This window comes from Colwellia sp. TT2012, assembly GCF_001440345.1.
Lineage (GTDB): Bacteria > Pseudomonadota > Gammaproteobacteria > Enterobacterales > Alteromonadaceae > Colwellia.
The window spans coordinates 360,106-375,289 of sequence record NZ_LJYX01000006.1 but is presented as its reverse complement, the minus strand read 5'-3'; the positions used below and the strand labels follow the sequence as shown (position 1 = coordinate 375,289).

Below are 15,184 nucleotides of genomic sequence, written 5' to 3'. Positions count from 1 at the left end.
CACATGCAACAAATAACGTTAAATTCATCAAACATCACCAGTTCACGTCTTATTTATGGCTGCATGCGCATTGCTGGTGATAATACCTCTACAGATAGAGCTAAAGGTAAGTTAGCGCTTAGGGCCGCCCTTGAAGCGGGTTATAACCATTTTGATCATGCCGATATTTATGGCGGTGGTAACTGTGAAATTTTATTTGGCGAATTGCTTAATGAGCTTAAACAAGAAACACCGGCAATACGTGAACAGCTTATTATCACCTCCAAAGCCGGTATTCGCTTTGAGCCGCAGCGTTATGATTTTTCAACAGACTATTTAACTACCAGTGTCGAAAACTCATTAAAGCGGTTAAATGTTGATTACCTCGATATGTTTTTGCTGCATCGCCCTGATTATTTATTTAATGCCGAGCAAGTTGCGCAAACGTTCCAACAACTAAAAGCCAGCGGTAAAGTGAAACACTTTGGTGTCAGTAACTTTAGCCCATCGCAAATTAACTTATTGCAATCAGCCTTAGATGAGCCATTACTGGTTAATCAAATAGAAATTAATATACACAATATCAGTAGCTTGACCGATGGCAGTTTAGATCAATGTCAGCAGTTAAGTATAACGCCTATTGCTTGGTGTCCATTAGGCGGAGTGGCTTATCCTGCTTGGGGAAATACTTTCTCTACTGCTGATGAACAGCGTATTGCAGCCGAATTAGCAAAACAAGCTGAGCAATATAACTGCTCACCTTGGCAACTTATTTTAGCGTGGTTACTTAAACACCCTGCCAATATCTGCCCTATCATTGGTTCAACTACCCCAACACGTATTGTCGCTGCTAAACAGGCTTTAGCGATTGAATATAAGCATGCAGATTGGTATCGTTTACTTGAAGCACGAAACGGTTATGCACAGCCTTAACAGGTAATTACCTGATCGTGATAACGGCCTTTGGGTAAGGCTTTAGCAACGTTATCTTTGCTGAAGTGACTGTTTCTGCTGAAACAGTCACTTACACGGCTAGATACTGTAAAACTCATTTTACCTGCAACAATGGTGACTACCCACCACGTTGTTTATCTCGCCAGATATGCTGATAAATAGTTGCATCGCTAACATTGAGTTGTATTGCTATTCTTTTTTGACTCATATCACTTTTATTTAGGGCATAAATCTGGCATCGTTCTTCATAGGTTATTTATATATTTTCATTGTTGCATCTCTTGCCGGAGAAAAAGCGATTAGCATATATTCAGCTGACCACTTTTTCTACCTATTCAAGTTATGCACTCAATATTTGAATCTAAAGGCAATTAAAATGATAATTAAAGTGATAATTAAATAATGAAATTTCGCATCACAAATACTTTGGCTATTATTTTTTTCACATTATTTCCTTTTAACAGCTTTGCGCAAATAGAATATATCAGTTTGCATGACGTTGAGTCAGCTAACAGCCAGGCACTTTCAGTGAAACTCAATATTGTCGAAAACGGGCAACAATTGCCATTGAAGTTCATTTTAACTAATCAGCAAACGAGAACAACTTTATCTTCTCAGCGCATTAATAACTACATGCTTAGGCTAAAGGGTCCAAGTAAAGTTTCAGGTCGTGCGGTTATCCATGTTTATCAATTAGAAATGGGGGCTTGGCGACGAGTTAAAGGTATTAATATTTCCAGTAGCTTAACGCCATTCACTGCAACAAAGCTAAAAGCTCCAGTAAGCGCTAAAATCAACAAAACTGCCGTACCTACAGGGACTACAGTTAAAGTAACACCTACGATTAGGCAAGAAAAAAGCAAAGCTGATTGCATCCTAACTCGCCAACGAAAGGAAACACTTTGGAATATAGCCAATAGATACAAAGAGCAATGGAAAATAGATGTATTTAGCGCCATGATTGCTATTTATAAAAGCAATATGACTACGTTTTCCAAACAACATATTGGTCAATTAATGGCACATTATCCTCTTAACTGTCCAAGTAAAAGAATGCTCAATGCTATGGGCACAAAAGCACAAATGAAAACTGAATTTCATCGTTTGAATGCACTGCCATTAAATTAATATTCAAAGAAGATATACTGTAATCAAAGCTAACCATTTGTTATCCCTGTGAATTAATACCACTCTCTCTGCTAAGCAAACGTCAGCGTATTAACTTAATTAATACGCTGACGCCATTACATCCTTAGCCCATAAACAAAACTGCATTTCGGCCAGGTATAATGTTCATCTACCGGTTTTAATTCAATAAGTTCTATTTTACCTACCACATCGGTAATGGTACTTTTTTGTATTTCATAATAGAAACGCCACATTTTATTTGACGAAGTCAGCTCAATATAAGGGTAACTGGTGATCTGCCAACGTCCTGTTAACTGCTCACTTTGATGGTCAGTTTTATTTAAATATAAAAATTGATAACTAGCATCACTATTTAGGCTAAGTTTTATCCATGTATCACACCCTTTGCTTTCATATTCATTGACCAGATCTTGCTGGGTCACTTTATCACTTTGTCTCACGCCATCAGGCAGCAAAAGCAGACCAACACTATTTTTGGTGTAATAGTGATTGCCAGCAAAAAGAAGCTGTACATTAGCGATAGTCCAGCCCATTTTATCGAGTGTCGCTATTAAAACATTTACCCTGTTTTCCCCTTCAACAAATGGAGAATAAAGTAAGGTGGATTGCTGAACATCATCAGGAAAAACAAGAGTATTAGCTATGACATCAAAACCATGTGCCTCGAGGTTTTTAGTGATTCCCTCTGTTTCCTGTGCAGATAAATAACGCGTATACAGGTGTACTTTGCTTGCAGAACACGCCAAAATAAAAAAACACATCAACACCATACTTATCATCTTCATTTTATTAACCGCCTAGTATGAAATAAGAAACCCGCAGATAAAAATAACAATTGACAGTTAAGATTACAAGTGTAATCTTAACTCATAAATTACATTTGTAATAGTTAACGATACCTAGAATTATACCTAGAAAAAAACTGGAAGTGATATGACTGAAATCAGTAATGCCGAATTTGAAGTATTAGCAGCACTGTGGCAAAACCACCCTGCTAGCGCTAACGATATAATTGCCAAACTTAATGACAGTGCCAATGACAATGGTACCGTTGATAAAAATCAAGATAAGCAATGGCATGAAAAAACGGTAAAAACCTTATTAAACCGTTTAGTGAAAAAGCAGGCTATTAGCTTTAAAAAACAGCAACGTCATTATTTATATTCGCCTTTATTAGAGCGTGAAGCCTATACCTTAAAAGAAAGTACCAGTTTAATTGAGCGTATGTTCAGCGGTAAATTAGCGCCCTTGGTCGCTGGCTTTGCTAAGCAAAACGAGCTTAATAAAGACGATATTAGCGCACTAAAATCATTGATATCTGACTGGGAGAAAAATAATGATTAGCGCGTTAGTTAATTCATTACTACCACTGACAGTTTTATTATCACTAATGCTGCTTATCCGCCAGCCGTTAAGAAAAAGTATCGATGCCAATACTGTTTATAACTTATGGCTGGTTATTCCACTAAGTTTAGTGCTTTATTTCATACCCTTACCTTGGCAGCATTTAACTGGTCTAAGTATCAATGAGCTAACAGCTCTTGAATCACAAAATAGCTTAATACAACGTTACTTAGTTTCGCCAAGCCAGAGCATTAGCCAGCAATTATCGTTGGATAACCTACTCGGTTTATGGCTCACTAGCACTTGGCTGTTAGGTTTTTCCCTACTTATTAGTTACTGGGGCTTAACGCAATATAACTATCGAAAAGCGTTAAAATTAGATTTTTTAACAGATAGTAAACATCAACAACAAATAAATGAAAGTGGCGAAAATAAGTTAATGCTTGCGCAAAGCAGCCATATTCATAGCCCAATACTTATCGGTTTATTCAAACAAATCTTAGTTATTCCTGAAGACTTTGCCGCACTTTACACCACTGAGCAGCAACAACTGATCATCAGTCATGAAGTGTGTCATTTTTCTCAGCACCATATGTGGACGAATCAGCTAGCGCTTATGCTCTTAGCGCTATTCTGGTTCAATCCGCTAGCTTGGCGTGCTTATGCGGCATTTCGCCAAGATCAAGAGCATTCCTGTGACCAAGTTGTTTTGGCGAAAAAACATACCCAATCCAGGATCCAATACTGTAAAGCACTGGTATTAGCGGCGGAAACGTCACCGCCTAACGCTTTTACCTTACTCAGTTTCAAGCAAAACGGAGAACAACATTTTATGTTTAATCGAATAGCACAAATAAGGCAGATGTCAAAAGGCTTCTCAACAAAGAGCACCATCACTAAGGTAGTTAAATTAAGCTTGCTTACTCTAGTATCAAGTTCATTACTGGCAGGCGTTAGTTATGCGGGTCATCAATTGCACCAAGATGAAAGTAATAAGGTTAGCTCAAATAAAGTTGTCATTGGCCTATCCCCTACCCACAGAATAGAGCCTAAGTATCCAGTTTCAGCAGCTAGAGCGGGCACCGAAGGCTCTGTGGTCTTAAAGTTTGATGTCGAGGCTGACGGCTCAGTAAGTCATGTCGAAGTGATTAATGGCAAGCCCGCTTACACCTTTGATAAATCGGCAGTTACTGCGTTAAAACAGTGGCGCTATAAAGCAACCGATAAGGTGCATAAAAACTTATTGGTGCAATTAGACTTTGTTATGAGTGAGTCCTCTGAGCAGCCAGAGTCATTAATAGAGCGTATCAAGGTAAGCCGTTAGTTTTAGCGTACTTATATCGTTCCACCTGTAAGGCATCCCCTGTTTTGCAGGTATTTTCTTTTTATAGCCCTTTAATTTTTAACGTTGCATTTTCATTTTAAAAAGTGCTCCCGTGACTAAAAACAAAAGGATATACAATATACCAAGCTTACTTCATAGTACGCTTATCTAATTCCACTTGTCCGTGACTAATTCCAATCGAAATAGTTTATTGCTCCATTTGCCATAGTAACAAGTTCAAATAAGAAGAAGTACCATGCCGTTATTTAGAAAACCATCATTAGCATTAATATTTACCACACTAATACTATTACCATTCATGGCCTTGGCAGCGTCGAGTAATACTAGTAATGTCATTGATAGATCCGGTACGCCCAAACAGCATAAAGAATACGATAAATACCAAAACCAACGATTTAACCCACTGTTTGATTTAGGTGCTTGGCATGGTTTTTTATTGCCCGAGCAAGAAAACAATTACGCCGCTTTTACTGGCCCTATGGTCATTGCCGAAGAATACAGCTTATTTATTGCTGAAAAATTAGAAGAATTAACCCTAACTGATTTAACCAACAATAAAAATTTAGACTTTTCTCGGGCAAAAATCAGCCGTACGGCTAAACCGGGGCAATTACAGCAAAGTTTTGTTTTTAAACAATTGACACTTGAACTGAGTTTGCACTTTATCAGTAGCAGAACAGCTATTATTACCACAAAAATCACCAACCACAGTAATGACAAGCTTGCTTTGACACTGACTTGGCAAGGTCAGTTATTGTCACAATGGGATGATAAAAACACCGTTAAACAAGCCCTGCCCCAATGGCAGAGAAGTTTAACAGCAAATGCGAATGGCTTAACGTTTCACTTTAGTGAAGTGCGCAATACCTGGAATATTATGACCAGTAAGAGTGCGCAATATCAAATTAGCCGCTCACTACCAACTAAAACGACGATAAAACAAAAACAGCATAGCTACCAAAGTACAGCCACAATCAGCATTGCTAAAAATAGCAGTACCAGCATCTTTAGTACACAAAGTTACTTTCATAACCAAACTGAAGCAGATGCTGAGCAAGCTTTTATCAAAGCCGCTTTAGAGAAACCGCAAAGCAAAATCTTAGCAACAAAACAACGCTGGCAGCAGTATTTAGACAAAGCCATGGCTGTTGGTAAAAACAGTAAACGCAGCCCAGCACAAAATAAAGTTGCCATCAAAGCTATTGAAACCCTTAATGGTAATTGGCGTAGCCCTGCAGGTAAATTAACCCATGCGGGTGTTACTCCCTCAGTAACCGCGCGTTGGTTTAATGGCTTTTGGGCCTGGGATAGCTGGAAACATGCTTATGCCATGGCGCACTTTAATGCTGATGTCGCCAAAGAAAATATTCGTGCAATGTTTGCCTATCAAATTCAAGCAGATGATGCCATCAGACCACAAGATGAAGGCATGATCATTGATGCCATATTTTATAATCAGGATAAAGCCCGTGGCGGTGACGGCGGTAACTGGAACGAACGTAATACTAAACCACCTCTTGCTAGCTGGGCGGTATGGGAGATATATAAAGCCACAGAAGATGTGAGCTTTATCGCAGAAATGTTGCCTAAATTACAGCGTTATCATCAATGGTGGTATCGTAACAGAGATCATAACCAAAACGGTTTGGTTGAGTATGGCGCGACTAAACATAGATACCATAATGACAAACAAGGCAATATCACTTTTAAGGTGCGCTATATCACTAAGCCTAGCAAAGCAGGTTTTGATTTATCAGCGTGTCAAAGCGCAGATGAACATTGGTATCACTGCTCAGGTATTGCCCTTTACCAAAGCATCATAGCGAGCAGCGATTATGATGATATAGATATTGGCGCTCAACATGGCAGCGCTTGGGAGTCTGGTATGGATAATGCCGCCAGATTTGGCTTTATTAATACCGAGCAGTTAACCGCTTATGCTAAGCAATATTATCAAGGTGATGTAAAACAAGCACGTAAAGACTGGCAAGTGCTGTTCTACCCAAATACCAACGACGCTGGTGACTTACTCGGTTTCTCTATCAATCAAGAATCAGTAGAGCTTAATACCTATCTTGCTCATGAAAAAACATTATTAGCCAATATGGCAGAGCTACTGCAGCAAAATAAACTTGCCGCAAGTTATCGCCAAGCAGCTAAAACATTGGCAAAACGTATTAACCAGTGCTTTTTCGATGAAGATAGCGGCTTTTTCTATGATCGAAGTTTTACCGTCACTTATCAAAAAGGTAAGAAAAAAACTGAGCAAGCCGATAATATGGCCTGTACTGGTAAACTATTAACCGCCCGTGGCCGAGGTCCCGAGGGCTGGAGTCCATTATGGGCCAATATAGCTGACGTCGAGAAAGCCGAGCGGGTTAAAAATATCATGTTAAAAAGTAGCGAGTTTAATACCACTATCCCGCTAGGCACGGCGGCACTATCAAACCCCGCTTATGATGCGGATATATACTGGCGTGGCCGTGTTTGGTTAGATCAGCTCTATTTTGGTTTAATCGCCCTCGATAATTATGGTTATCATCAAGAAGCTAAAACTTTAGCAGAGAAATTATTTAATAATGCCGAAGGTTTAAGTGAAAATGGCGCTATTAGAGAGAACTACAACCCTGAAACGGGCGCGGTACAAGGCGCAACAAACTTTAGCTGGAGTGCCGCACACCTTTTGATGCTTTACCGAGAATTTTTAGCTGAGTAAAATTATTTAAATGGCCTAAATAGCCAATAACATCGTGCTTCAATCCCAATAGCCAGCTATTGCTCAATCAAGCGTCTTGTTCTTGAAAATTTATTCTTATTACAGTTAAGCATTAGTTAATTAAATTGATATAAATAAAAAGGGTGCTAATGAATCATTAGCACCCTTTTGTTCAGTTAAGATCAGTAGAAACTTATACTGTAAGAGTGATTTTTCCTACCGCGTTACCTGATGCTAGGTGGTCGTGTGCTTTAGCTACCTGCCAAATTGAGAAGTTACTTTCATCGATAATAGGGGTGATTTTACCGGCATCAACAAGTTCAGCAATTTCTGTAAGGATGCGACCATGTGATGCCTGGTTAATGCCGTGATATAGTGGAATAAGCGTCAGCACACTATGGAATGACAAACTTTTAAGGGCGATTGGTAATGGATCGACAATGGGTAAAATTGTTGCCACATGACCATTGAACTTAGCTGCGGCAAATGATTTTTCAATATTATCACCGGCAACGGTATCGAATATTTTGTCAAAACCTGCACCATCAGTATATGCTTGCACATAGTCTGCAACTGACTCAGTGGCATAATCAACTAAGTTATCGGCCCCCAGTGTTTTTGCTAGCGCTTCATTAGCAGGAGCATAAGTAGCAGTTACAGTGGCACCCAGCACTTTCGCCAATTGAATGGCAATATGACCAACGCCACCGGTAGCGCCATGAATAAGTACCTTGTCACCCTCTTGCACATTCATTTTTTGTACCAGTGCTTCATAAGCAGTGATTGCTACCAATGGCAGGGCCGCCGCTTGTTTCATCGTTAGTGTTTTAGGCTTCATCGCCATTAAACGGGTATCAACCAACATAAATTCAGCTAAGGCTCCATCAACACCATTAATACCGCCAGCCATGCCGTAAACTTCGTCGCCAACTTTAAAGTTGCTTACGTCTGCAGCCACTTCAATAACAATACCGGCAACATCACCGTGTAATACTTCAGGTAAGTTTGTTGACCAAGGTAGTTCTATTGAACGCAACATAGTATCAATGGGATTGACACTTGTTGCTTTCACTGCAACTACCATATGACCTGGCTTAACTACTGGTTTTGCTTTTTCGACAAGTTGGAAAACGTCAGTGCTACCGATTTCTTTAATGATCATTGCTTTCATATTTTGACTCTCTTTATTTGTTTATGTACGGGTCTTGCTTATTCGTGTAAGTGTGGCCATTTTATGTGTTGCCAACAAAGCAAACCATTACCCAACTGACAAATCACTTTTGCTTTTTTAGCAAAGCAAAGTTAAAGTGGTAGCAATAAGTGTTAGCATCTAAAAATTAGCGCCTAGCGGAGTAGTCATGAGTTCATTAAATAGATTACTGTATTTTAACTCTGTGGTTGAAACCGGCAGTATCTCAGCAGCGAGTCGAATATTTGATGTACAGCCCTCCTCTATTTCAAGACAATTAGCCGCGCTTGAACAAGAGCTAGGTGTGCGTTTATTAAATAAAACTACCCGAAATACCGGTTTAACCGAAGCAGGGAAAAAGTATTATGAGTATTCTCAGCGTATTGTTGCTGAGTTTGATGAAGCTAAAAAAGCAGTCAATAACTTGCAAGAAAAACCAAAGGGCAAACTAAAAATAACTATGACGGTAGGTTTTGGCGAAAGTATTGTGCTGCCACTCATGCCGAAGTTTATCGCACTGTATCCTGATATTGATATCAAACTTGAGTTAACTGAGCGCGTTGTTGATTTAGTTGAAGAGAATATCGATGTTGCTATTCGCAGCGGGCGCTTAGCTGATTCGACCTTGATTGCCAAACATCTGGCCTATAATAATTTTTTACTCTGTGGCAGTCCGCAATATTTGGCGAGCAAGGGCACACCGCAAAGCCCTGAAGAGCTAATAGATCATCAATGTATCCGTTATAGCTATTCTCGCTGGCAAAATTGGTATTTAATGGCTGATAAAAGAACAAAATTAACCATTAGTGATACTATTTCTGTTAACTCAGTAAACGGCCAAAAACAGCTAGTGTTAAATGATGCTGGGCTTAGCTTAATGCCATTATGGGCAGTTAAAAAAGAGTTAAACGATGGCTCTTTGATTAATGTAATGCCGGAATATACCTTCAGTCCTTATGAAGAACTAAGCTCTACTTACGCTATTTATTTACAGCGCGAAATGGTGTCAGTAAAAACACGAGTATTTTTGGACTTTTTAGTAGACAACATTGTAGAAATTTAATAGCTAGCACTCCCCCATTAGAGAATTTCCCTTGCCTATATTTGAACTTTTTTTGCTATTGTTTTTTGCCGTTATTGCGCTGCCTATGACCGTATCGATCATTTTTAGCACGGTAAAATTAGGCATCTCCCCTATGCCTAGCTCTAATAAAGCCAATCTCGCTATGATGCAGTTAATTGATGAAACTGAAATAGAAACAAAAGCAGGGCCAATCATTGATTTAGGTAGTGGTTGGGGCAACTTTGTTATCGCTATTGCCAAGCGATATCCGCACCGGAAAATAGTGGGTTATGAATTATCATATCTGCCCTGGCTAACATCGAGCTTACTTAAGAAACTGTTAGGATTAAAGAACTTAACTTTACATCGACAAGACTTTTATCAGGCAGAGCTACCTTCGTCCTCGGTATTAGTTTGCTATTTATTCCCACAAGCCATGGAAAAAATCAGTAATAGCTTACCGCTGGAGCAATCAGGCGTTAGCTTTGTCATCAGCAATAACTTTGCCCTACCGGGGTGGCAAGCCAGTAAAACTATACCCATCGATGATTTTTACAAATCCCCCGTCTACCTCTATAAAATTAGTAAGAGATAAATGCTCTTGCTGCGATAATACGGACACATCAGCACAAATGAGGTCTAGCTTTAGTTATGCTTCGCTAAAGCAATGAAACGCAGCGGCAGAAAATCCCGCTAACGGCGGGTGTCATACCCGTTAAGATGGTCTCATAGGGCGATTCAGAAAGATTCGCCAAGACGTGCTCCAATAGCTCACTGAGTCCAGGTGCAGTATGGCGATGTGATTGACACTAAAGCTCTTGAACGAGATACTTGCCTCGATGAAATTGAGCAATGACATTTTGTTTAATTTTGGTCGATGATGTTTTTGGGTTATAACTGACTTGAATGATTTTACCACCCTCAGCACGTAAATAATTTTCCACATCAAGATTATGCGGTTTATCTCCCCAATCCTCACCAATAACAAAAATATCAGGTTTCAATTCTTGACAAGCGGATACATACTCAAGTTTGTGGTAAGCCCGTACAATATCAACACACCGCAAGGCTTTCAACATTTCCATGCGCTCTTCAAGAGGAACAACAGGCACATTGGACTTATAAGAACTTACCACTTCATCCGAAGCCACGCCCACCGCGACTTCATCACCCAATGTCCGACAGTATTCTAACAAAGCAATATGGCCAACATGCAACAAATCAAACGTACCTACTGTATACACCAACATATTATTTTTAAGTCCTAGTTTAGAGTACTATCCCTGTTATTATAACAGCTCTTTTATAAGTGACTAAACTGAACGATAATTTATTGTCAGTTAAGACAATATCCCCCCTGCTGACTAAGAAGGGTCCGCAGAAGAGCCGCAGTATTAACCATAACGCAGTTACTTTTTAGAGTTGTTTTATGAATGCTTTAATTCTTCCAATAAATCATGAATCTCAGCTTTTAATTCTTTATCAACAATTTTATTACAACTAATTTTAGCTTTTTCTAAATACTCAATAGCCCCGGTTTTATCACCTAACTCGACTTTTAGCGCCGCAATTGAAAAACCAATAGAAGAACGGAAATCTTTAGAATTAATCGCTTCCGCCTTCACTAAAGCTTGTTGATATATAGTAATTGCTAACGCTATATCATCGGTGAAATCAGCAAGAGTTTCCCACTGGACCGGATGGTCTTTATCCGATTTTTCATACTCTTCACAGAGTTGCTTTAATTCAGCATAAAAACCATCGAATATCTTTTGATTTTTTTGTTGAGCCGCCGTCAATAAGCTATCAGTGAGTAAAAGTACTCGCTTGTATATTTTGGTATTCATCTTGTGGCCTTCTTATTTATAGTAGAAAGTAATTAGGGTTAGCTAAGTTTTAAGCGGTGATTATAGAGCTTTGCAGCAAATAAACAGCAACTAAACAGCATACTTGCTCATATAGGTGATGCTAATTACCCCTATTTGCTTTTTAGCTTTACTGGGCAAGCTCTTGTTACTCGCTTCAAAGGAAGATATAACGCAAAAAAATTGAAGCTAAGACCTTTCTATGATGGCTAAAAACCTTGTTTTTTTTGTCTAATAACGCCCTTAGAGCATAAAATAAACAGCTTTAAAAAAAACTAAAAAATGCCATCAACATTACGCTGTCAACAAGTACAATACCGCCATCAGATTTAAACGTATGCTGGTGCTGAGTTATGGCATTCACTCAGACACTAATTCATACACGTGCTCATACTCGTAACAGGATATATATCATGCAGTCAGCAATACAGCCATCAATACAACTAAGTAAAGATGAACTTAGAAAAAATAAGCCCGCCAGAGAGGACTACCTCAATCAGCCTAAGCTGCCTTTAGTCGTGGTATTGGATAATGTCACTAATAGCTACAATGTTGGCTCTTTTATTCGTTTAGCCGATGCTTTCGCTATTGAAAAAATCATTGTTTGTGGCCAGTTAACTATTTCAGAAAAGAAGTTGCGCAAAGCCTCGCGCAATGAAGCTAAATGGGTTTGCATTGAATATAGCGATAGCACCACGGCAAGCTTACAAACATTAAAAGAGCAAGGTTATGGGATTTTTAGTGTCGAGTTATGCCATGAGTCTGTTGATTATAAAGCAGTTACTTACCCATCGCCTTGTGTCTTAGTATTAGGCAATGAACGTAAAGGCGTTAGTGAGGCAGCATTACAATTAAGCCAGCAACAAATACACATTCCCATGTTTGGCATGGGTAATTCGTTAAATGTTTCAACCGCTGGCGCTATTGTCTTAGCTGAGTGTGCTCATCAACTTCGAAGCACAGTATAGCGATAACACCTATTTTAATGAGTTAAATTTGAAAGTGTAAAGAAAAAAGCGACCTCCAGATAAGTTGAGATCGCTTTTTTATCGCTATTCAGTCTGCTGCCATCTATTTGTGAGATCCAGTTTAAAGTGAAATTCTGCTCTTAATAGAATCAAAAACTTAGAGGTCGAAATCCAGACAGTCTTTTTTTAAAATCCAGATTAACAATAAATTGAACGCATAAAATCCACTTTAATATGAAACTGACATCTCATAAAAAGTGAACAGCTCAATTATATAGACCGCTTAAGAGCTAATTACTGAAGAATATCAGAACATGATGGATTTTCAACTGTGAGCCTTGGATAGTAATAAATGAACAGTGAAAAATAAGATACCGCTAAAGTCTTCTTGGTGCGCATCAATGTCATTAACTTAAGGATTTAACACATACGTTTATAATTCATTGGGTACTTATTTGTCTTGTTTCTGCGGTCTTGTCGAACAAACTTACGATTGGGCCGAATAACACTTAAACTCTTTGATATTTTACTTATCTGTAATTCATATAGCTCAAGATCAGCTAGCTTCATTGTGAATCTGACAATCTTATCTTTGAGCTGATTTATCGCAAAAGTGAAGTTAATCTTATAATCATAGAGCCTCTTGTTTTTAGGCTTCTTTATTTTTCGTTTTGCATCATGGATTGCAGAAGCTGCAAGGTTTTTAGTCAATAACTTAGCGTGCAAGTCTTGTAAAATACCTTCAACGGAAACACTAGAATAATTATCAATATTGAGGCGACTTTTTAATATTTTGTAGTCTTCTTCAACTCCCCAACGTTGGTGATATAAATCAGCGAAAAGAGAAGTAGGATAAGCTTTCAAGTCTGTTAATGATGAAACCAAAACCTCTGGTTCATCTGATGGCAGGTCAACTCTCACCAATCTTAAACGTAGTGATTCAGTCGATATTTTATCTTTTCTACATCGACGAAGAGACTTCTCAATACAAGGAAAATCGACGACATCACTATATTTCCCACTTGCTAAGAAGGCTTTAACAACATTAGAGCTTTTAACAATACGCATGCAGAAATCGACATTTTTTAGCCTATGGTATTTATAAAACCAAACGGCAGGATAACCTCTGTCATAAACGACTAAGTCGCCTGTTTGGGTTTTATTTAAATGCTTTAACGCCATTTCACGCTCTCCTGTTGAATGGCTTTCTACCTGTAAGTCTAGGGTAATATTATTCTTAACATCATAAAGTTGAGAAAGACGAACATGAGGCATAGCGGTATGTGGACGAGCTTTTCCAAAATGCTCAAGTAGTTCGTTAGAGAGTGGTAATTGTGTGACTGACCCATCAACAGCTAACAGTCTACGGCCTTGCCATTTATCAATGGTTGCAGTTTCATAAAATTCTTGAACTAAATCATCGTTTAACTCAATAAATGCCTGATGAGAGAGTTTCTTTCTGGCTTTACAGAATGCAGCGGTGCTAACTGACTTTGTTGACAAATAACTATCATCGATAACATTGAAAAACCGAACGAGTTCAGCCTGAATTGAACCATTGAGCGCATTCAACATAAAACTCATTAAACGAGGAAAAGTAAGCGTGCGATTTCGGGTAAAATCGGTAGGTTTTTTACGGTGATTTTCTAAAAACTCAGTTGAATGAATTTTATTGGTTAACTTTTGTACTATTTGAATTAAATACTGAACAGCTCATTAGTGATTTCTCTATGTTTTTAATTCATAGATAGGTTAGCAACTAGCTAACTTATTGTAAACGTGTAAATTAAGCTTAAGTTAATGACATTGTGGTGCGCTCAGTTGACGTTAGTTATTTGTTGCTGTTTAGGTCAGCTGATCGCTAAAAGAAGACATTAAGTTTAACGCTGACAACGGTACATTGCGGACATTAGCATTTAACCTGTAGCGTTGATTTAAATTTGGTTTTGTATCGGTAACACCGCCATAAGCGGCTAAATAATAGTAGGCTGAAATAAGTGAAGCTGTAACAAAAACCAATTGTTATTTGTTTAAACAGCTTGTTAATGGGCAGCCTGAAATTCGACAAGTTGTGGTATTTTTATGGGATTAAATTAAGGCAATGTATTGCAGATGGAGCCTCCCCAAAATGGCGGGGCACAAACAAAACCAAACCCCTTAGAGTGAGAGGTACTATTACGATATATCAATTTATAGGCTTGATTATTTTTAAAGTAAAGTTCAGTTTGTTTTTCTACATCCATCTTTGGAAGAGGAATAGGAAATAATAAAAATATATAATTATTTGAGTTTGGCTTTATTTTTCTATAGTTAAAAACATAGATTTTGTCACCATCTTTTTCATATATTTTATATGGCGTTTTTTCCATTAATTTATTTACAGATTCATCGTGTAAACCCGGATATTTTTTAAGGTTAAATTGAATATCTTCGTAAGTGTTATATTCAATCCCTATACCTACACAACCTGATAATATCAATGAGATTATTAATACGGAAATTACCTTTAAGAGATTCATATAATATCTTGATTTATTTAATGATAATAAACCTATTTTTAATGATAGAGTCTTAAAAGTCAAAAACATTCATTTAACGATTATTTATTAGAT

General features: G+C 38.2%; 14 protein-coding genes. 8 read left to right on the top strand and 6 right to left on the bottom strand.

What is annotated here, in order from left to right:
- Positions 1 to 3: 3 nt before the first annotated feature.
- Together ASU03_RS03360 and ASU03_RS03355 are read left to right on the top strand one after the other, a co-directional pair.
- On the top strand, positions 4 to 912 hold the full coding sequence (locus tag ASU03_RS03360; protein ID WP_057830466.1) for an aldo/keto reductase: 909 nt from the start codon (positions 4 to 6) through the stop codon (positions 910 to 912).
- 423 nt (positions 913 to 1,335) lie between these two features.
- On the top strand, positions 1,336 to 2,061 hold the full coding sequence (locus tag ASU03_RS03355) for a type IV pilus assembly protein FimV (protein WP_057830465.1): 726 nt from the start codon (positions 1,336 to 1,338) through the stop codon (positions 2,059 to 2,061).
- Positions 2,062 to 2,177: 116 nt separating this feature from the next.
- Here the strand turns inward: ASU03_RS03355 and ASU03_RS03350 are convergent, their stop codons facing one another.
- The gene (locus tag ASU03_RS03350; RefSeq protein WP_057830464.1) at positions 2,178 to 2,867 is read right to left on the bottom strand and encodes a hypothetical protein; all 690 of its coding nucleotides are present in this window, start codon (positions 2,865 to 2,867) and stop codon (positions 2,178 to 2,180) included.
- A gap of 148 nt (positions 2,868 to 3,015) precedes the next feature.
- On the opposite strand from ASU03_RS03350, the gene ASU03_RS03345 reads away from it, so the two are divergent.
- The 3 genes from ASU03_RS03345 (at position 3,016) to ygjK (ending at position 7,487) form a co-directional block, all read left to right on the top strand.
- Positions 3,016 to 3,426, top strand: a complete 411-nt coding sequence (locus ASU03_RS03345) for a BlaI/MecI/CopY family transcriptional regulator (protein WP_057830463.1) — start codon at positions 3,016 to 3,018, stop codon at positions 3,424 to 3,426.
- A complete protein-coding gene (locus ASU03_RS03340; protein WP_057830462.1) occupies positions 3,419 to 4,750 on the top strand; it encodes a TonB family protein in 1,332 nt (443 codons plus the stop codon). Before ASU03_RS03345 ends, ASU03_RS03340 begins: the two co-directional genes overlap by 8 nt.
- A gap of 256 nt (positions 4,751 to 5,006) precedes the next feature.
- On the top strand, positions 5,007 to 7,487 hold the full coding sequence (gene ygjK, locus ASU03_RS03335) for an alpha-glucosidase (RefSeq protein WP_057830461.1): 2,481 nt from the start codon (positions 5,007 to 5,009) through the stop codon (positions 7,485 to 7,487).
- A gap of 193 nt (positions 7,488 to 7,680) precedes the next feature.
- Here ygjK and ASU03_RS03330 read toward each other — a convergent pair whose 3' ends face one another.
- A complete protein-coding gene (locus tag ASU03_RS03330; RefSeq protein ID WP_057830460.1) occupies positions 7,681 to 8,658 on the bottom strand; it encodes a zinc-dependent alcohol dehydrogenase family protein in 978 nt (325 codons plus the stop codon).
- A gap of 187 nt (positions 8,659 to 8,845) precedes the next feature.
- Between ASU03_RS03330 and ASU03_RS03325 the strand changes: the two genes are divergently transcribed.
- Positions 8,846 to 9,739 carry a LysR family transcriptional regulator gene (locus ASU03_RS03325; RefSeq protein ID WP_057830459.1) on the top strand — a complete coding sequence of 298 codons (894 nt, stop codon included), beginning with the start codon at positions 8,846 to 8,848 and terminating at the stop codon, positions 9,737 to 9,739.
- 31 nt (positions 9,740 to 9,770) lie between these two features.
- The gene (locus tag ASU03_RS03320; protein WP_231731474.1) at positions 9,771 to 10,334 is read left to right on the top strand and encodes a methyltransferase; all 564 of its coding nucleotides are present in this window, start codon (positions 9,771 to 9,773) and stop codon (positions 10,332 to 10,334) included.
- A gap of 214 nt (positions 10,335 to 10,548) precedes the next feature.
- Here ASU03_RS03320 and ASU03_RS03315 read toward each other — a convergent pair whose 3' ends face one another.
- On the bottom strand, positions 10,549 to 10,989 hold the full coding sequence (locus tag ASU03_RS03315; RefSeq protein ID WP_057830458.1) for an adenylyltransferase/cytidyltransferase family protein: 441 nt from the start codon (positions 10,987 to 10,989) through the stop codon (positions 10,549 to 10,551).
- A gap of 177 nt (positions 10,990 to 11,166) precedes the next feature.
- Positions 11,167 to 11,586 carry a hypothetical protein gene (locus tag ASU03_RS03310; RefSeq protein WP_057830457.1) on the bottom strand — a complete coding sequence of 140 codons (420 nt, stop codon included), beginning with the start codon at positions 11,584 to 11,586 and terminating at the stop codon, positions 11,167 to 11,169.
- 443 nt (positions 11,587 to 12,029) lie between these two features.
- Here ASU03_RS03310 and ASU03_RS03305 point away from each other — a divergent pair, with 443 nt between their 5' ends.
- The gene (locus tag ASU03_RS03305; protein WP_157465827.1) at positions 12,030 to 12,572 is read left to right on the top strand and encodes a TrmH family RNA methyltransferase; all 543 of its coding nucleotides are present in this window, start codon (positions 12,030 to 12,032) and stop codon (positions 12,570 to 12,572) included.
- Positions 12,573 to 12,992: 420 nt separating this feature from the next.
- Here the strand turns inward: ASU03_RS03305 and ASU03_RS03300 are convergent, their stop codons facing one another.
- Together ASU03_RS03300 and ASU03_RS03295 are read right to left on the bottom strand one after the other, a co-directional pair.
- Positions 12,993 to 14,240: an IS4 family transposase gene (locus tag ASU03_RS03300; protein WP_231731503.1), complete on the bottom strand. Its 1,248-nt coding sequence runs from the start codon at positions 14,238 to 14,240 to the stop codon at positions 12,993 to 12,995.
- A gap of 425 nt (positions 14,241 to 14,665) precedes the next feature.
- Entirely contained in the window at positions 14,666 to 15,091 is a 426-nt protein-coding gene (locus ASU03_RS03295; protein ID WP_057830455.1) for a hypothetical protein, read from the bottom strand.
- Positions 15,092 to 15,184 lie beyond the last annotated feature (93 nt).